The sequence below is a fragment of the Nonomuraea typhae genome, assembly GCF_009760925.1.
In the GTDB taxonomy this organism is placed as follows: Bacteria; Actinomycetota; Actinomycetes; order Streptosporangiales; family Streptosporangiaceae; genus Nonomuraea; species Nonomuraea typhae.
The window spans coordinates 238,362-255,925 of record NZ_VRLV01000001.1 but is presented as its reverse complement, the minus strand read 5'-3'; the positions used below and the strand labels follow the sequence as shown (position 1 = coordinate 255,925).

Sequence of the window (17,564 nt, the reverse complement as noted above, 5' to 3'; positions counted from 1 at the left end):
CCGGTTACCGCTGGGCCTGGAACATCCAGTGCTGCTTCTCGACGTCCTGCGCGACGGCGATGAGCAGGTCCTGGGTGACCGGGTCCGGCTCGTCGGTGACGGCGATGCGCTCGCGCATGCGCGCGATGACGCCTTCGAGCAGGTCGGTGAACAGGGCGACGACCTTGCCGTCCTCGATCCAGGCGCGGTCGGGCTGGGTCAGCTTGCTGGCCGAGGCCACGCTGGCGGCGCGGCCGTCGGGGTTGACGCCCAGGGCGACGGCCCGCTCGGCGACGGTGTCGGCGTGCTCGCGCGCGATGTCCACGAGCTCGTCGAGTTGCAGGTGCAGGGGGCGGAAGTGCGGGCCGACGACGTTCCAGTGCGCCTGCTTGGCCACCAGCGAGAGGTCGATCAGATCGACCAGCGCGCCCTGCAGAGCCTCGCCCACGACCTTCTTGGCATCGTCGGAGAGCGGCCCGGTGATCTGTGCCATGAGTAGATCCTCCTTCGATTTTCGATTTCCACTCGAACAACAACGGACACTGCCCGCTTCTTCCGCATTGACACTGCAACAATGACAGTGTCATTGTGAGGGTATGAGTGAGACCTGGACGATCGGCGAGCTGGCCGAGCAGGCGGCGGACGCGCTGCGGCCCGGCCCTCAGCGTGCCAACGGCCGGATCCAGGAGGTGCCCGGCGAGCGCCTCATCCGCTGGTACACCACCATCGGGCTCGTCGACCCGCCCCTGACCAGACGCGGGCGCATCGCCCAGTACGGCCGGCGGCACCTGCTCCAGGTCGTGGCGATCAAACGCCTGCAGGCCGAGGGCCACTCGATCGCCGAGATCCAGGCCCGCCTGGCCGGCGCCACCGACGCCATCCTGGAGGCCGCCGCCCTGCTCGGCGCGGACGGCGAGAAGAGCACGCCTTCCGGCGATAAGAGGACGCCTTCCGGTGAGAAGGGCACGCCTTCCGGTGAGAAGGGCACGCCTGACGGGCCTGACGGCGAGGAGGGCACGGCCCAGACACCGCGCCCGCGCTTCTGGGCCACCCGGCCCGCGGCCTCCCCGGCGCGCGAGACGCCGCCGGATGAGCCCGCGTTCGCGATCCGCCTTCCCGCGGTACGGCTGGCGCCGGGCGTCGCCCTGGTGCTCGACGGCGCCGGCCGTACCCCCACAGACGACGACATCGAGGCAGTCCTCGCCGCGGCCGGACCGCTTCTTCACGTGCTAAAGGAGAGGAAGCTCACATGAAGATCACTTCTCTCGATCCGGCCCGCTGCCTGCCCCTGCCCGACGCCGGACTGGGGGCGCTGGAGACCGAGCGCGGCAACCTGCCGCTGGAGAGCGTCGAGGTCAGCGCCTCGATCTCCGGGCTCATCGCGGGTGTGGAGATGGCCCAGGGGTTCAGGAACCCGTTCGACGTGCCGCTGGAGGCCACCTACGTCTTCCCGCTGCCCGACCGTGCCGCCGTCACCGCCTTTCTCATGGAGGCCGACGACCGCGTGATCGAGGGCATCCTCAAGGAGCGCGGCCAGGCCAGAGCCGACTACGAGCAGGCGCTGCGCGAGGGCAGGCGCGCGGCGATCGCCGAGGAGGACCGGCCGGACGTGTTCACGATCCGCGTGGGCAACATCGTGCCGGGCGAACGCGTCACCGTACGGCTCACGCTCAGCCAGCCGCTGCCGTACGAGGACGGCGCGGCGATCTTCCGCTTCCCGCTCGTGGTCGCGCCCCGCTACATCCCCGGGACGCCGCTGGACGGGCCCCAGGCAGGCGACGGCGTCGCGCCCGACACCCGCGCCGTCCCGGACGCCTCCCGCATCTCACCGCCGGTGCTCCTGCCCGGCTTCCCGAATCCGGTACGGCTCTCGCTCACGGTCGACGTGGACGCCGCCGGGCTGGACCTGCGTGAGCTGGCCTCCAGCCTGCACGTGGTCCAGCGCGACGGTGAGCGGCTGAGCCTGCGACCCGGTGAGCGGCTGGACCGCGACTTCATCCTCCGGCTGAGCTTCGACGCCTCGACCTCGCTGCAGCTCGACGGCGAGGGGACCTTCGCGCTCACCGTGGTGCCGCCGCCCCTGGAGCACGCCCGCACCCCGCGTGACCTGGTGCTCCTGCTGGACCGCTCGGGCAGCATGGGCGGCTGGAAGATGGTGGCCGCCCGCCGCGCCGCCGCCCGCATCGTGGACACGCTCACCGACCGGGACCGCTTCGCCGTACTCGCCTTCGACTCCGTCGTGGAGGCGGCCTTCGACGGCCTGCGCGAGGCCACCGACCGCAACCGCTACCGCGCCGTCGAGCACCTGTCGCGCATGGACGCCCGCGGAGGCACCGAGATCCTCGAACCCCTGCGCCAGGCCATCTCCCTCCTCGGCGACTCCTCGCACGAGCGTGTCCTCGTCCTGGTCACGGACGGGCAGGTCGGCAACGAGGACCAGATCCTGGAGCAGACCGGGGGCGCCCTGTCGGCCATGCGCGTGCACACGGTCGGCATCGACCAGGCCGTCAACGCCGGATTCCTGAGCCGCCTGGCCGGGCTGGGCGCCGGGCGCTGCGAACTGGTCGAGTCCGAGGACCGCCTGGACGCGGCCATGGACCACATCCACCGCCGCATCGGCGCCCCGCTGGTCACCGATCTGTCCCTGAAGGACCTGGAGACCGAGCCGGGGACCGTCACCCATCTGGGCTCGATCTTCCCCGGGGTGCCGTTGCGCGTCTACGGCCGCTACCGGGAGGGCTCGGCCGTCACCGTGCGCGGCCTCGCCGCCGGGGCGCCCTGGGAGGAACGGGTGCCAGCCACCGTCGCGGCCGGCCCCGCGCTCAAGGCCGTCTGGGCCCGCGCTCACCTGCGCGAACTGGAGGACCGGTACGCCATGGGCGAGCACGAACTCGAGACGCAGATCGTGCGGACCTCGCTGGAGTACGGCGTGCTGTGCCGTTTCACCGCCTATGTGGCCGTGGACAGCCGCCAGGTCGCCGAAGGCGGCCCCGGGCACAGGGTGATCCAGCCCGTCGAAATGCCCCGCGGCTGGGAGATGCAGGCGGCCGCGCCGGTGACCATGGCTCTCCAGCCCGCCGCCTTCCGCGCCCCCGCACCCGGCTCACCCCTGACCGCCGACGAGAGCCCCGACTTCATGGCACGACCGGCCGGCGGATTCGGCGGCTCGGGCCCCCGCGCCTTCACCCCTCCCCAGCTCGAGGGCGGCCAGGCGATGCGCCGCCGCCGCACCTTCGCCAGGGCCCCGAAGGCCGCGCCCGTGGCGCCCGCCCGGCACTCGATGGACGCGATCCGGCCGCAGCTCGTCGCCGAGCTGGAGCGCCTGAAGGCCACCAGAGGCGTCCCCGACCCGCTCTACCTGGCTGACCTCGGCTCCCGCCTGGCCGTGCTGGCCGCGTTCCTGGGCGGGCATCCGGAACTGGCGGCACTGGCCCGCGAACTGGAGGCGGCCGACCAGCCGGGCACCGACCTCGCCGCCCTCTGGGCCCGCGCGATCGAGGTCCTCACCTCCCTGACGTCTACCGGAGGCACAGGCGACGGCGGCGCCAGGGGCGCCTTCTGGAAACGCACCTGACCCCCTCGTCCGCCCGCCCCTTCGCCGGAGGGGCGGGCGGACGCCCTGGCCCGCATCAGACCTTGCCTGCCGGGGTTGGCTGGGGTGATCTTTCGGGTTATAACCCGAAACATGGAGTTCCAGGGCCATATCGGCCGTACGTTTGCCGGCTCCCGGTCCTGGTGGCCGGCCCGGCGCACGCCTGGGGGCAACGCGCCCAACATCGTGCTGGTCCTGGTTGACGACGTGGGGTTCGGCGACCTCGGCTGCTACGGCTCGGAGATCCCCACCCCGCACCTGGACGAGCTCGCCGCCCACGGTACCCAGTGGACCGATTTCCACGTCACCCCCATGTGCTCCCCCACCCGCGCGGCCCTTCTCACCGGGGTTGACGCGCACCTGGCCGGGGTCGGGCACGTCGCCAACTCCGATCCGGGTTTTCCCGGCTACGCGGGTGAGATCTCCCGTGACGCCGTCACCATGGCCGAGATCTTCCGCGACGCGGGCTGGCTGACCCTGGCCGTGGGCAAGTGGCACCTGACCAAGGACTCCGACATGTCGGACGCCGGCCCGCGCCACGCCTGGCCTCTCCAGCGGGGCTTCGACCGCTTCTACGGCTTCCTGGAGGCGTTCACGAACTTCCATCACCCCCACCGCCTGATCCGCGACAACTCGGCCGTCGAGGTCGACAGGTATCCGGACGGCTACTTCCTCACCGACGACCTGACCCGCGAAGCCGTGGCGATGATCAGGCAGGCGGGCGACCAGCCGTTCCTCCTCTACCTGGCCCACGGCGCCGCCCACGCCCCGCTCCAGGCCCCAGATGCCGATATTTCCGTACACGAGGGTGCGTACCAGCACGGCTGGGATGTCATCCGAGCCACCAGGTTCGCCCGCCAGCAAGCCCTGGGCCTTCACCCCGAGGGCACCGTCCTGCCCGCGCGCAACACCGAACCCGGCGACGACGTCCCCGCCTGGGATGACCTGGACGAGGACACCCAGCGCCTCTTCCAGCGCTACATGGAGGTCTACGCCGCCATGATCACCGGCATCGACCGCAGCGTCGGCGCCCTCCGCGACACCCTGCGTGACCTGGGCAAGCTCGACAACACCCTCTTCGTCTTCACCTCCGACAACGGCGCCTCCCGCGAGGGCGAGGAGCACGGCACCACCCAGTACCTGCGCACCCTGCTGTCCGCCAACAGCCGCCACGACCGCGAGGACCCGGCCGCCGACCTGGCCAGGATCGACCTCATCGGCGGCCCCCGCACGCTCTCCCACTACCCACGCGGCTGGGCGATGGCCTCCAACACCCCGTTCCGCCTCTACAAGCGCAACGCCCACGCGGGCGGCCACGCCGTACCGCTGCTCGTCTCCTGGCCGGACGGCCTGCCGCAACGAGGCGAGCTCCGCCACCAGTGGGCCTACGTCACCGACCTCCTGCCCACGCTGATCGAGCTGACCGGCGTGAAGGCCGCCGAGGGGCTGCCGCGCTCCGGCGCGTCCCTGGTCAAGCTGCTGGACGACCCGCACGCCGTACCCGAGCACCAGGAGCAGCACACCGAGTTGCAGGGACACCGCGCCTACGTCCGGGGCGACTGGGAGATCGTGACCCGGCACGCCCCGCTGACCCCGTTCGGCGAGCACGAATGGGAGCTCTACCACCGCCCGGACGACCGCACCCAGGTGCGCGACCTGGCCGGGGAGCATCCGGCCAGGGTGCGCGAGCTGGCCGCGGCCTGGGAGCGCGCCGCCCGCGACGGTCAGGTCTATCCGCTCGACGAGGGCTCCCGCCTGCGCTACCTGATCCGCCCGCCCTGGCAGCAGAACCCCGCTCCGGTACGGCTGCGCCCACCGGTACCCACGCTGGAGCGGTGGCGCGCGCTGCAGCTCATCCAGTGGCGCTCCTTCACGATCACGGCCACGATCGGCGCTCCCGGGCAGGGTGTGCTGGTGGCCCACGGCGGCCAGGGCGGCGGCTACCTCCTCTACGTCGAGGACGAGGTGGTCTTCGCCCAGAACGGCTACGGCGTCATGAGCGAGCTGCGGGCGGGCGCGCCCGGTGCGCGGATCGAGGTGGAGGTGCGGGCGCCGGGCGACTGGGTCTGGGACGTGGAGGTGCGGGTGGACGGCGACACCCGCGGCCGTCTGGAGGGGTTGCCGATGCCGGCGGCCTTCTGCCCGATGGAGGGCATCGACGTCGGCGCCGACCGGCGCTCGCCCGTCTCATGGGAGATCTTCCAGCGGCACGGCCCGTTCCCGTTCACCGGCGAGCTCCGTGAGGTGTGTTACACCCCGGGCGGCTACGCCCCTGACGCGGGGGCCAACTTTGTGGATCTGGTCCGGGAGATCGGTCTGCGCTTTGAATAGGGCGAATAGGCTGTTGAGGTGAAAACCCTCGTCCTGGACGGTGGCCTGGCCACCCACCTCGAAGCGCTCGGCGCCGACCTGAGCGATGAGCTGTGGTCGGCCCGGCTGCTGCTGGAGAACCCCGCCCTGATCCGCCGCGTGCACGCCGACTACTTCGCGGCCGGCGCGGACGTCGCGACCACGGCGAGCTACCAGGCTTCCCTGCCCGGTTTCGCCCGGCACGGGCTGGACGCGGCGGAGGCGACGCGGCTGATCACGTTGTCGGTGGAGCTGGCCGAGCAGGCGCGCGACGCGGCCGGGGGCGGGCTGGTCGCCGCCTCGGTCGGGCCGTACGGCGCCTATCTGGCCAACGGGGCGGAGTACACCGGCGACTACGACCTTGACGAGGACGGCCTGCTGGCCTGGCACCGCCCGCGCTGGGAGACCCTGGTGGCCGCCGAGCCGGACATGCTGGCCGTCGAGACCATCCCGTCCTACCCCGAGGCCCGTGCGATCGCCCGTCTGCTGCAGGAGACACCGCAGGTCAAGGCGTGGATCAGCTTCTCCTGCCGGGACGAGGCCCACCTGAACGACGGCACGCCGATCACCGAGGCGGCGGCGTTGTTCTCCGGCGACCCGAGGGTGGTGGCGGTCGGCGTGAACTGCACCGCTCCCACGCACGTCGCGGGCCTGATCTCCCGGCTGACCGAGCTGCCCGTGGTCGTCTACCCGAACTCGGGTGAGCTCTGGGACGCGGAGAACCGCCGCTGGGTCGGGCTGTCGGACCCGGTCGAGTACGGCCAGGCCGCCAAGGAGTGGCGGGAACTGGGCGCCTCGCTCATCGGCGGCTGCTGCCGTACGACCCCGGAACACATCAGGCACGTGCGGGCGAGCGTCGGCTAGCGGCGCTCAGAGGTGATGAAATAGTGCGGTGACGGACACACGGTGGCTCGACGAGACGGAGGCGGCCGCCTGGCGGGCCTTCCTGTTCACCTCGCACCTGCTCGAACGCCGCATCGAGGAGCAACTGAAGGCCGAGGCGGGCTTGACGCATCCGCAGTACGAGATCCTGGTACGGCTGTCCGACGCGCCCGGTCGGCAGCTGCGGATGACGCGGCTGGCCCGCGAGGTGGTGGTCACCAAGAGCGCGCTGACGTACCAGATCACCCAGTTGGAGAAGCTGGGGCTGGTGTCGCGGGCCACCTGCCCGTCGGACGATCGCGGGGTGCTGGCGGTGCTGACGGAGGCGGGCCTGGCCTGCCTGGAGCGCACCGCGCCGGGTCACGTGGACGTGGTGCGGGAGTTCCTCATCGACCATCTCACCCATGACGAGATGCGGACGATGACCCAGGCGCTGCTCAAGGCGCAGAAGGTGTTGCGGATCTAGGACTTCGCGCGGGCGGCGCGCTCCATCTCGACCTTGGCGCTGGCGGCGTACTTGTCGACGTACTCCTGGCCGGACAGCTCCATGAGCGCGTACATGATCTCGTCGGTCACCGCCCGCAGGACCAGCCGGTCCTCCTCCATGCCGTAGTAGCGGGAGAAGTCGAGCGGCTTGCCGAACTTCACGCCGGGCCGGATGCCGAGCTTGGGGAAGACGCGCCCGGGCGGCATCATCTCGAAGGTGTTGACCATGGCCCACGGGATGACCGGGGTGCGCGACTCCAGGGCGAGGCGGGCCACGCCGGTCTTGCCCTTGTACAGGCGGCCGTCGGGTGAGCGGGTGCCTTCGGGGTAGATGCCGAGGACGTTGCCCTCGGCCAGGATGCGTTTGCCGGTGCGCAGGGCGGCCTCGCTGGCCTTGCCGCCGGAGCGGTCGATGGGGACGGTGCCGACGCCGCTGAAGAACATCCGGGTGAAGAAGCCCTTGAGGCCGCGGCCGGTGAAGTAGTCGGACTTGCCGAGCGAGATGACCTTGCGGCGGAGCTGGAGCGGGCCGAAGAAGTGGTCGGCGAAGGACAGGTGGTTGCCGGCCAGGATGGCGGGGCCGTGCCGGGGCACGTTCTCGACGCCGTCTGCCCAGGGGCGGAACACCAGGTGGAGGATTGGCGACAAGATGGCCTTGACCACCCAATAGAACACGCGGCCACCCCTTCACGATGCTGGTTCTGTGAGCAGAGTCATCTTCGCATCCCAGGGGCGATGCTCCTACACATCCTCTCGCACAACTGCCCTCAACCATGCGACGATCGGGCAATTCCGGGATGAATTCCCGAGACGCCGATGTTGTGGGAGCTGTCATGCCGCTCATGCCTGGCGCGGAGCCATACCACCACGAGGCCGGTCCGGTCGGCGTGTTGCTGTGCCATGGGTTCACCGGCACGCCGCAGTCGCTGCGTCCGTGGGGTGAGTTCCTGGCCGGGCAAGGGGTGAGCGTGTCGCTGCCGCGTCAGCCGGGTCACGGCACGACGTGGCAGGAGATGAACCGGACCCGCTGGGAGGACTGGTACGCCGAGGTGGAGAAGGCGTTCCAGGATCTGAGCGGGCGGTGTTCCGAGGTGTTCGTGGCCGGGTTGTCGCTGGGCGGCTGCCTGGCGCTGCGGCTGGCGGAGGTTCACGGGCCGGCGGTGAGGGGGGTGGTGGTGGTCAATCCGTCGATCGCGCTCGACGCGCCGCTGCTGCGGCTGGCGCCGGTGCTCAAGTGGTTCCTGCCCTCGGTGCCGGGGGTGGGCAACGACGTGAAGAAGCCGGGGGTCACCGAGGTGGCCTACGCGCGGACCCCGGTCAGGGCGGCGGCCTCGCTGCCGGAGCTGTGGTCGCTGGTGCAGGCCGACCTGGCCAAAGTCACGCAGCCGCTGCTGGTGTACCACAGCACGGAAGACCACGTGGTCAAGCCGACTTCCGTCGCGATACTACGAAAAATCGTCAAACACGCCACGATCGAGGAACTCTCCAATAGCTACCATGTTGCGACGCTGGATAATGATGCCGACAGGATCTTTGCCGGGAGCCTCGACTTCATCCGGACACATGCCTCGGTACCCTTGCAGAGGGACTGAACGCACCCAGGGGGAAGGCGCGTAGGTGACGCCCCAGAGTGACGAGGACGAGGTCTGGCGTCAGATCGTCGCGTCCTTCAACGAGACAGCCGAGCGCGACTCGGCCGAACAGCCGTGGCCGGACAGCGAGAACGTGCCGGAGGAGCCGACCCGCCGGGTGGTGCGGCCGCCGGAGTTCCACGAGCCCGGCGACCTCGAGACCGAGTCCGAGCCGGACGCCGTGCGCGAGGAGGAGGACGAGGGCCACTACGTGCCGCCGCCCCCTCCCCCGCTGCCCAGGCTCGACCTGCCGACCAAGCTCGCCTGGGTGGCGTTGTTCGGCGGTCCCGCCTACCTGCTGCTGGCCGCGATGGCCGAGTGGCACATGGAGGGCTGGGCGTTGTTCACCGCGGTGGCCGCCTTCATCGGCGGCTTCGTCGCCCTGGTGGTGCGCATGGGCGACGGCCCGCCCAACGACTCCGGCTGGGACGACGGCGCCGTGCTGTAGCCCTCAGGACTGCGTGGGCGTGGCCGGCCCGAACGACTCGACCACGTCGGTGTAGCGGTCGGCCGCGTCCACGACGTGCCCGACCGCCCACACGGAGCCCTTGCCCGGCAGGTAGGCCACCGCCTGCAGGCGTACGGCGTCGCGTCCCTTGAGCGCGCCGCCGCCCCTGATGACCTGGTAGCCGTCCTTGCTCCGGCTCATGAGGAAGCCCTCGGCCGGCCGCGCCGCGTCGTAGCCGGCGATCCAGTTGCGCCCCTTGCCGTCGCCGGTCACCCCGTAGAGGCGGGCGTCGAGCAGCGGCAGTTTGTCGCGGGTCCATTTCTTGCCGTTCCAGGAGAGCACCAGCGGCTCCACGTCGTCCGGCCCGTGGAAGATCCCGCCGACGGCCAGCGCCCGCTTGGGGTTGTCCACCTGGATGTCGCGCAGATACCCGCCGGGGATCTGCGGCACCGTCATCGCCTTCCAGGTCCCGCCCGCGGACTGCCGCATGATCAGCGGCGCCTCGCCCGTGTCCCCCACGGCGAAGCCGGCGGAGACGCCGTAGAGCGCGCCCTTCTCCTTGATCTTCTGGGCCGTCCAGGAGCCGCCCTGCCCGGTGACGATCAGCCCGTTGTCGTCGCGGCTGCCGACCGCGACGACCTTCCCGCCGCGCGCGTCGATCCCGCCGAGCCAGTCTCCGGCCCACAGCCCCGCCACCTGCACGCGGTCGAACCCGGCCGTGTCGCCCTTGGCGAGGTACGGCAGGCCGTCGTGCCCGTCGCCCAGCGCCCAGACCTCACCCGGGCCCGCCGCGGCCACGCTGCGCAGGTTCCCCGCGCCGGTGGAGTCGCGGAGGCCCACCTCGCTCCAGGCGCTGCCGTTCCAGTGGCGGATGGTGCCGCGGTTCTTCCAGACGTCCCAGATCTCCTGCTGCCCGACCGCCCAGACGTTGCCCGCGGACAGGGCCAGCACGTCGGAGAGCGATCCGTCGGCGACCAGCCGCGCGCTCGACGACTGCTGCCACGCCTCGATCGTGGCGGGACGAGGGTCGGCGTAGGCCGCTCCGGCACCGGGGATCACCGGCGCGGACGCCAGCAACACAGCCACGGTGAGGGAGAGCGCACACCGCCGAGAGCGACGGGTCATGAGCAAATGGTACGGGCATGCCGGGCGCCCTCGTCCGGGTACCCCCGTCATGACGCTCCCAGCAGTTCGGCGGCCAGGGCGGTGCGCTCATAGAGCACCGCCCGCCCGGACCTGCGGGAGGTCACCAGGCGTGTCCGGCGCAGCACGGAAAGATGTTCGCTGACGGTCGCCGGCGTGAGTCCCATCCCGGCGGCGAGCTGGGAGGTGGTCATGGGCAGATCGAGCCTGGCCAGGAGGCCGGCGCGGCTGTGGCCGAGCAGTTCGCCCAGCGCGGCCGTGTCGTCGGGGGCGGACTGCCAGAGGGTGGCGATCCCGCGCGGGCCGTACGTGAGCATCGGCTGGTAGGGCTCGTTGGTGAGGATCACCAGCTTCGGCCAGGCGAAGGCGCACGGCACGAGCAGCACGCCGGTGCCGCGCAGCATGTGCCGGCAGTCCCAGCCCGCCGCCTCGACGCGCAGCCACTCCTCCGTATAGGTGATCTTCGGGTGCAGGTCGCGCATCAGCTCGGCGATCCCGCCTCCGGTCAGCGCCCGGGCCCGGTGGCCGAGGTCGGCGTCGAGCAGGGCGCGCAGCCGGGGCCAGACGGGTTCCACGACCGCGTGCCAGTAGGCGGTGAGCTCGGCGGCCAGCTCGCCCAGGTGCTTGGCCGGGTCGTCCATCAGGGCCGCCAGGCGGGGGCCGGGCGGCGTGCCGTCGCACATCTCGGTCACCGCGGCGCGCACGTCGTCGTCGCCGGTGGCGCGGACCCGTTCGACCTCGTCGGCGAAGGAGACGTCCAGCCGCTCGGGCGGCGGGGTGAGGAAGTCGGCCGCGTAGTGCCTGCCGCCGACCAGCGCGGGCAGCAGCTCCAGCCCGAGCCCGTTGGCGACCGGCCCGGCCACCCGCAGCCAGGGCCGGTGCGTACGGCGCCGCTCGGGGTCGGGATCCTTCAGCAGGTGCGCGCTGCTGATCACCTCTTGCAGGGGCGAGCGGGCGAAGCGAATCCTGGAGACGTCCCCGAAACCGAGCTGGATGCCGATCACGCCGGGATCGTACCGCTTTGCCGTACTCTGCGCCGGACGGATTCGGCCACGGCCTAATGGTGGCCCGCCCGCGCGGGCGGGCAGCACGCTTCGGCCATGGACGATTTCGACTTCCTCATCGGCTCCTGGACCGTGCACAACCGCAAGCTCGGCGCGGACGGCCGCTGGGAGACGTTCACCACCTCCGTCACCGCCGAGACCCGGCTCGACGGACGCGTGGTGCTGGAGCATCTGGAGGGCGTCTTCCCCGGCGGCCAGCATGTGAAGGGGCTGGCGGTCATCGCCTACGACCCGGCGAGCGAGCTGTGGCACCACGCCTGGCTGGACACGCGGGTCCCGCCGGACTTCGACACGGTCACCGGCCGCTTCGACGGCGGCGTGGGCACCTTTCACGGACCTGGGCTGCGCTTCCTGTGGGAGGACGTCACCGCGGCCTCGGTCCGGTGGTCACAGGCCGTGCGCGGGGGCGACGGCTGGGTGACCAACTGGGTGATGGACTACAGCAGGATCTGATGGGCGCCTTCCTGGTGCGCCGCGCGGCCGGCTCGGTGGTCATGCTGCTGCTGGTGGCGCTGGCCACGTTCGCGATCTTCTTCCTGGTGCCGAAGCTGGCCGGCGCCACGCCCGAGGGCATGGCCAGCCGCTACCTCGGGCGCACGGCGGACGCGCAGACGGCCCGGCTGGCCGCCGAGAAGCTCGGCTTCTACGACCCGCTGCACGAGCAGTTCTGGCGCTTCGTGAAGGGCGTGGTCGCCGGCGCGGACTATGACTACGGCCCGGGGGTGGAGCACTGCCCGGCGCCCTGCCTGGGCTACTCCTTCATCACCCAGCAGCCCGTCTGGCCGGAGCTGCTGGACCGGCTGCCGGTGACGGTCTCGGTGGCGGGGGGCGCCTCGGTGCTCTGGCTGCTCGGCGGCATCGCGATCGGGGCGCTGTCGGCGCTGCGCCGCGGCACGGTCTTCGACCGCCTGGCGATGGGGGTCGCGCTGGCCGGGGTGTCGCTGCCGACGTTCTTCAGCGGGCTGCTGTGCCTGGTGGTGTTCAGCTACGGCCTGGGCATCACCGCGCCGGGCGGCTCCTACACGCCGATCACCGAGAATCCCCTCGAATGGGCCTACAACCTGATCCTGCCGTGGGTGACGCTGGCCTTCATCACCGCGGCCGCCTACGCCCGGCACACCCGCGCGGGCATGCTGGAGACGATGGGCGAGGACTTCGTGCGCACCGCCCGCGCCAAGGGCCTTCCCGAGCGCAAGGTGGTGGTACGGCACGGCCTGCGCGCCGCCCTCACCCCGATCGTCACCATCTTCGGCATGGACGTGGCCCTGCTGCTGGGCGGGGCGGTCATCACCGAGTCCACGTTCTCCCTGCCGGGCATCGGCAAGTACGCGGTGGACGCGATCGTCAACCAGGACCTGCCCAAGGTGATGGGCGTGACCCTCGTGGGCGCGGTCTTCCTGGTCGTGGCCAACCTGGTGGTGGACGTGCTGTACGCGGTGGTGGATCCGCGGGTCAGGATCCGGTAGCGGCCAGCTCCGCCACGACGGGCAGGTGGTCGGTGGCGGCGACGAGATCCTCCCGGGCGGCCGCGACGCCGCCGCAGCCGAGCACGGCCAGCCCGGGGCCGGTGAAGAGGGCGTCGATGCGCTTGCGCGGCTCGCGGGCGGTGAAGGTCATGCCGTCGCCCACGGGCGCGTGGCCGTAGGCGTCGTGCAGCCGCCCGGCCAGATAGCGCCAGGCGGGCGCGTCGCTCTGCTCGTTGATGTCCCCGGCGATCACGGGGACGGCGCCGAAGCGGGCGGCGGCCCGCTCCAGCAGGGTCATCGCCTCGGCGGCGTGGCGGGCGCGGGCCCCGGCGTCGAGGTCGAGGTGGAGGGAGGCGACCGCGAGCCGGGTCCCGTCACACTCCACGACCGCGATGGCCACCCCGCGGATCTCCAGGCCCAGGAAGATCTTCAGCACGTGGTGCTCGGCGTGCAGCACCCGCACGCGCGGCGCGACGAAGACGGACACCCCGCCCAGCCGGCCTCCGGCGGCCACCCGCAGGCCCGCCGCCTCGGCCAGCGACCGGCGCCGCGCCCGCCAGTACAGCAGCCGCGGCGCCTCCTGCACGCACAGCACGTCGGCGCGCATCGCGGTGATCACGCGCACGAGCGCTGGCACGCTGTCCTTCAGCCCGCGCACGTTGTAGGTGCCGACCCTCACACCCGGCAATCTAACGCTGCCGTGCCAGATCCGCCGCGCCGACGACCCCGGCGGAAGCGCCGAGCTCGGCCAGCCGGATGTCGGCCAGGGGGCGGTGCCCGCGGCCGGTGAGCTGGCGGGCGAACGTCTCCTTGGCCCGATCGAAGAACAGGTCGGCGGCACGCGAGACGCCGCCGCCGATGATGAAGCAGCTCGGGTCGAGGATGGCGGCCAGATCGGCCATGCCCTGGCCGAGCCAGTCGGCCAGCGAGGCGAAGGCGGCCAGCGAGGCGTCGTCGCCCTTGCGCGCGGCCTCGGTGATCTCCTCGCCCTCGATCTTGTCCCCGGCCAGCTCCGACAGGATCCGCGCCCGCTCCGGCTGCTGGCGGGCGATCTCCCGGGCGTCGGCGACCAGGGCGTTGCCGCTGGCGTACTGCTCCCAGCAGCCGAGGTTGCCGCACCCGCACAGGCGGCCCTCGGGCACGACCTGGATGTGGCCCAGCTCGGCGCCCATCCCCCACCGGCCGCGATACAGCTTGCCGTCGAAGACGAGGCCGCCGCCGATGCCGGTGCCGACCGTGATGCACACGACGTGCGTCTGCCCGCGCCCGGCGCCGAAGCGGGTCTCGCCCCAGGCCATGGCGTTGGCGTCGTTCTCCACGACCACCGGCAGGCCGATCAGCCCGGTGATCTTCTTCTGCAGGGGCTCCTCGCGCCAGGCGAGGTTCGGGGCGAAGCGCACGATCGAGCGCGTCTCGTCGACGAACCCGGCCGCGCCGACGCCGACGGCCTCGATCTCCCGGCCCTCGGCGAGCTCCCCGACCACGCCGGCCACGGTCTCGGCCACGAGGTCCGGCTGGTCGGCAGGCGTCGGGCGCAGCGCGTGCTCGACGATCTCGCCGTCCTCGTCGACCACGCCGGCGGCGACCTTCGTGCCGCCGATGTCCACCCCGATTGTCAGCATGTTCACCCCAGGTCGATGTGTTCCACGTCGTCGCGGCCGCGCTCGTCACGCGTGCGGTCGCGAGTCCTGTCGCGCGGCCCCCGGGGGGCGGGCCGGCTCAGCACGTCCAGCGCGCCGCGGACCGCGGCGAACAACTCGCCGCCCGCGGCCACCAGATGCCCGGCAACCTCGTTACCGGACTCGCGCTGCGCCGCGATCGCCCGGCAGACCGGGCAGGCGCGGCAGATGTACTCGTCGTGGGGCTCGGACACCGCCTCGCCCCACACGTCCTTCTCCTTGCTCCCACCGCCGGTGACGGTGCTGGCGAAGGAGTTGATGACGGTCTTGCCGACCTGCTTGGCCGCACGGTTCTGCAGCGCGCCGAACAGCTTGCGCGCCTCGTCCGCGACGGTCCCGATCGGGTCTCTGTCGTTGCCGCTCTCAGTCATCTGGCCCTCCTGAGACGAACCGTACCTTCAGGAAGCCGTCCTCGAGCGTCGCGCCTGCGATCTTCCTGCGGGCGAGCGCGGCGGGCAGCGCGATGATCCTCCGGTACGGCCCGGCCGTCACGATGAGTTCGTCCCGTTTGCGGGCCAGATCGACCTCGCCCTTGGTGGCGCCGGGCAGCGCCAGGCGGAGCTCGCCGGCGGTCAGCGTCAGCGGGGGCTCGACAGCCGGCGGGGCGAACGGGTCGGCTTCGCCGTACAGCTGCTCGGCGAGGGCGGCCAGGGCGCCGGCGCCGACGGGTTCGGCGGGCAGGTAGGGCACGACGTGCACGGGCAGCGGCGCGAACGACTCCTCGGCCTCGGCCAGCAGCCGCTCCTGCGCCTTGACCCACTGGGCCCGCCAGGCGTCGGCGTCCGCCCCGGGGAAGACCCGGTTGGCCACGACGGCGTCCACGCGGTAGCCGTACAGGTTGAGCGAGGTGAGCGTGCGCCTGGCCTCGGCCAGCACCACGGCCTCGGGCGTGAGCACGAGGCGCACGGACGCGCCGGGGCCGGTGAGCAGCTCGCGGATCTCCATCAGGCCGCGGTGCATGCGCTCGGCGGCCCCCACGACGTCGTCGCCGGGGGTGCTGACGTGCGCGACGCCGCGCACGAACGGCGAGATCACCTTCAGGAAGCGCCGGCCGGCCGGCAGCAGGCGGCTGACGTGCCAGTCGAGCGCCTCGGGCAGGGCCAGCAGGCGGAGGGTCTCGGCGGTGGGCGCGCAGTCGACGACGATGACGTCCCAGCTGCCGGAGCGGGCGTGCTCGCGCAGCTCCAGCAGGGCGATGACCTCCTCCGCGCCGGGCAGGACGGTGATCTCCTCGGCGGTGATCTGGTCGAGGCCGAGCTCGCCGAGCAGGCCGCGGGCGTAGTCCTGCAGCTCGCCCCAGTGCTCCTCCAGGGACTTCTGCGTGTCGACCTGGTGCAGGTGCAGGCCGGGGGCGATCTCGCCGGGCTCGGTGGCCAGGGCGTCGGCCAGGGAGTGCGCGGTGTCGGTGGAGATCACCAGGGTCTTGAGGCCGCGCCGGGCGGCGAGCGTGGCCGTGGCGGCGGCGACGGTGGTCTTGCCGACGCCCCCCTTGCCGGTGAACAGCAGGACGCGTGGCTCCACTTACCGGCCCTCGACCCTTTTCTTCAGGCCCTTGAGCGCGGTGTCCACGATGACCTTCTCGGCCTTGCGCTTGATCATGCCGATCATGGGGACCTTGAGGTCGACGACGAGTTCGTAGGTCACCTCGGTGCCACTGCCCGCGTCGGCCAGCAGGTAACTCCCGGTCAGCTCGGAGATCATCTTGCCCTGCTCGGCGACCTGCCAGCTCACGGCGGAGTCGCCGTTCCAGGCGTAGGCGAGGGTGTAGGTGTCGCTGATCACGCCGGCGTCGAGCACGAAGCGCACCCGGGCGGGGTGCCCCTCGGCGTCGGTGCTGAGGACCTCGGCGCTCTTCACCGCGCCGGCCCACTCGGGGTAGGCGGGCAGGTCGGCGATGACCGCCAGGACGGCATCGCGGGGGGCGGCGATGGTGATGCTCGAAGTGGTGCGATCAGCCATGCGACCACAGTATCGGTCCCCTCACCACTCCAGGACGTACGGACGTCCCTTTCCCCGGAAATGGCCGACGTTCACACACTCCGTCCGCCCGATCCTGGTGCGCTGGTACAACGGCTGGTGCACGTGCCCGAACAGCGCGTAACGCGGCTGCACGCGCCGGATGTAGTCGAGCGTGGCCTCGCTGCCCCGCTCGAACCGCCTGGCCACGGTGTCATAGAGCAGATGCGGCACGGCCGGCGGGATGTGCGTGCACAGCACGTCCACCTCGCCGAGCGCCTCCACCTTGGCCGCGTACTCCTCGTCCTCGATCTCGTACGGCGTGCGGTACGGCGTCCTGAGCCCGCCGCCGACGAACCCGAAGCGGCGTCCCCCGATCTCCGCCTCCTGCCCGTCCAGCACCAGGTGCCCGGGTTTGAGGTAGTCGGCCCAGAGGCGCGGCACGTCCACGTTGCCGTAGGTGAGGTAGGCAGGCTCGGGCATGGCCCCGAACAGGGCGGTGTACTGCTTGCGGACGTTGGCCTCGACGTGCTCGCGCGGGTCGCCGCCGAGCCCCTGCCACAGCGCCGCGGACATGGCCCTGGCCTCGTCGAAGCGCTTGGCGGTGCGCAGCGCGATGAACTCGGCCGCCTTCTCCGCGCCGAACAGGTCGGCGAAGATCCCCTGGGCGTGGTCGTCGTAGTCGATGTAGAGAATGAGGTCGCCGAGGCAGACGAGGGCGTCGGCGCCGTCGGCCGAGCGGGCCAGGGCCTCGACGCTTCCGTGGACATCGCTGACGACATGGACCCGCATGCGGGAAATCCTATGAGCGGTGGCGGCTAGCATGAGGTTTGCCCTTCATAACGCCTGTGTGACGAAGCTACCGACGCGTAACTTAACGCGGTAACGT

Annotated in this window: 19 protein-coding genes; 9 read left to right on the top strand and 10 right to left on the bottom strand. The window is 71.7% G+C overall.

What is annotated here, in order from left to right:
• Positions 1 to 4 precede the first annotated feature (4 nt).
• Entirely contained in the window at positions 5 to 472 is a 468-nt protein-coding gene (locus tag FVE25_RS01220) for a Dps family protein (protein WP_157244484.1), read from the bottom strand.
• Between the two features lie 103 nt (positions 473 to 575).
• On the opposite strand from FVE25_RS01220, the gene FVE25_RS01215 reads away from it, so the two are divergent.
• The 5 genes from FVE25_RS01215 to FVE25_RS01195 all read left to right on the top strand — a co-directional run bounded on the left by FVE25_RS01215 (position 576) and on the right by FVE25_RS01195 (position 7,268).
• Positions 576 to 1,232 (top strand): helix-turn-helix domain-containing protein, encoded by a 657-nt coding sequence (locus tag FVE25_RS01215; RefSeq protein WP_157244483.1) that lies wholly within the window; start codon positions 576 to 578, stop codon positions 1,230 to 1,232.
• Positions 1,229 to 3,553, top strand: a complete 2,325-nt coding sequence (locus FVE25_RS01210; protein ID WP_157244482.1) for a VIT domain-containing protein — start codon at positions 1,229 to 1,231, stop codon at positions 3,551 to 3,553. Before FVE25_RS01215 ends, FVE25_RS01210 begins: the two co-directional genes overlap by 4 nt.
• A 111-nt stretch (positions 3,554 to 3,664) precedes the next feature.
• Complete coding sequence (locus FVE25_RS01205; protein ID WP_157244481.1) at positions 3,665 to 5,902, top strand: arylsulfatase; 2,238 nt, start codon at positions 3,665 to 3,667, stop codon at positions 5,900 to 5,902.
• 18 nt (positions 5,903 to 5,920) lie between these two features.
• Positions 5,921 to 6,784 carry a homocysteine S-methyltransferase gene (mmuM, locus tag FVE25_RS01200; RefSeq protein ID WP_157244480.1) on the top strand — a complete coding sequence of 288 codons (864 nt, stop codon included), beginning with the start codon at positions 5,921 to 5,923 and terminating at the stop codon, positions 6,782 to 6,784.
• Positions 6,785 to 6,812: 28 nt separating this feature from the next.
• Positions 6,813 to 7,268, top strand: coding sequence for a MarR family winged helix-turn-helix transcriptional regulator (locus FVE25_RS01195; protein ID WP_157244479.1), 456 nt, complete (start codon positions 6,813 to 6,815; stop codon positions 7,266 to 7,268).
• On the opposite strand, the gene FVE25_RS01190 is transcribed toward FVE25_RS01195, so the two are convergent.
• Positions 7,265 to 7,963 (bottom strand): lysophospholipid acyltransferase family protein, encoded by a 699-nt coding sequence (locus tag FVE25_RS01190; protein WP_157244478.1) that lies wholly within the window; start codon positions 7,961 to 7,963, stop codon positions 7,265 to 7,267. The two genes, FVE25_RS01195 and FVE25_RS01190, sit on opposite strands and share 4 nt — an antisense overlap.
• Before the next feature lie 158 nt (positions 7,964 to 8,121).
• On the opposite strand from FVE25_RS01190, the gene FVE25_RS01185 reads away from it, so the two are divergent.
• The gene (locus tag FVE25_RS01185) at positions 8,122 to 8,880 is read left to right on the top strand and encodes an alpha/beta hydrolase (RefSeq protein WP_157244477.1); all 759 of its coding nucleotides are present in this window, start codon (positions 8,122 to 8,124) and stop codon (positions 8,878 to 8,880) included.
• A 25-nt stretch (positions 8,881 to 8,905) separates the two neighbouring features.
• Positions 8,906 to 9,367 carry a hypothetical protein gene (locus FVE25_RS01180; protein WP_157244476.1) on the top strand — a complete coding sequence of 154 codons (462 nt, stop codon included), beginning with the start codon at positions 8,906 to 8,908 and terminating at the stop codon, positions 9,365 to 9,367.
• 3 nt (positions 9,368 to 9,370) lie between these two features.
• On the opposite strand, the gene FVE25_RS01175 is transcribed toward FVE25_RS01180, so the two are convergent.
• Together FVE25_RS01175 and FVE25_RS01170 are read right to left on the bottom strand one after the other, a co-directional pair.
• The gene (locus FVE25_RS01175; protein ID WP_246266503.1) at positions 9,371 to 10,492 is read right to left on the bottom strand and encodes a hypothetical protein; all 1,122 of its coding nucleotides are present in this window, start codon (positions 10,490 to 10,492) and stop codon (positions 9,371 to 9,373) included.
• Positions 10,493 to 10,539: 47 nt separating this feature from the next.
• Positions 10,540 to 11,514 carry an ArsR/SmtB family transcription factor gene (locus FVE25_RS01170; RefSeq protein WP_157244475.1) on the bottom strand — a complete coding sequence of 325 codons (975 nt, stop codon included), beginning with the start codon at positions 11,512 to 11,514 and terminating at the stop codon, positions 10,540 to 10,542.
• 96 nt (positions 11,515 to 11,610) lie between these two features.
• Between FVE25_RS01170 and FVE25_RS01165 the strand changes: the two genes are divergently transcribed.
• On the top strand, positions 11,611 to 12,027 hold the full coding sequence (locus FVE25_RS01165) for a DUF1579 family protein (RefSeq protein WP_157244474.1): 417 nt from the start codon (positions 11,611 to 11,613) through the stop codon (positions 12,025 to 12,027).
• Positions 12,027 to 13,040, top strand: a complete 1,014-nt coding sequence (locus FVE25_RS01160; RefSeq protein ID WP_157244473.1) for an ABC transporter permease — start codon at positions 12,027 to 12,029, stop codon at positions 13,038 to 13,040. The genes FVE25_RS01165 and FVE25_RS01160 overlap by 1 nt, the downstream gene beginning before the upstream one ends.
• Here the strand turns inward: FVE25_RS01160 and FVE25_RS01155 are convergent.
• From FVE25_RS01155 to FVE25_RS01130, 6 genes are read right to left on the bottom strand one after another with little or no spacing between them, the layout of a single operon-like run.
• Positions 13,027 to 13,719: an endonuclease/exonuclease/phosphatase family protein gene (locus tag FVE25_RS01155; RefSeq protein WP_246266501.1), complete on the bottom strand. Its 693-nt coding sequence runs from the start codon at positions 13,717 to 13,719 to the stop codon at positions 13,027 to 13,029. The genes FVE25_RS01160 and FVE25_RS01155 overlap by 14 nt on opposite strands.
• 10 nt (positions 13,720 to 13,729) lie before the next feature.
• On the bottom strand, positions 13,730 to 14,662 hold the full coding sequence (locus FVE25_RS01150) for an ROK family glucokinase (protein ID WP_157245435.1): 933 nt from the start codon (positions 14,660 to 14,662) through the stop codon (positions 13,730 to 13,732).
• 2 nt (positions 14,663 to 14,664) lie between these two features.
• Positions 14,665 to 15,090 carry a hypothetical protein gene (locus FVE25_RS01145; RefSeq protein ID WP_157244471.1) on the bottom strand — a complete coding sequence of 142 codons (426 nt, stop codon included), beginning with the start codon at positions 15,088 to 15,090 and terminating at the stop codon, positions 14,665 to 14,667.
• Positions 15,083 to 16,240, bottom strand: a complete 1,158-nt coding sequence (locus FVE25_RS01140) for an ArsA family ATPase (RefSeq protein ID WP_157244470.1) — start codon at positions 16,238 to 16,240, stop codon at positions 15,083 to 15,085. The genes FVE25_RS01145 and FVE25_RS01140 overlap by 8 nt, the downstream gene beginning before the upstream one ends.
• Positions 16,241 to 16,678, bottom strand: a complete 438-nt coding sequence (locus FVE25_RS01135; protein ID WP_157244469.1) for an SRPBCC family protein — start codon at positions 16,676 to 16,678, stop codon at positions 16,241 to 16,243.
• 21 nt (positions 16,679 to 16,699) lie between these two features.
• Entirely contained in the window at positions 16,700 to 17,467 is a 768-nt protein-coding gene (locus tag FVE25_RS01130; RefSeq protein ID WP_157244468.1) for a metallophosphoesterase family protein, read from the bottom strand.
• Positions 17,468 to 17,564: the final 97 nt, after the last annotated feature.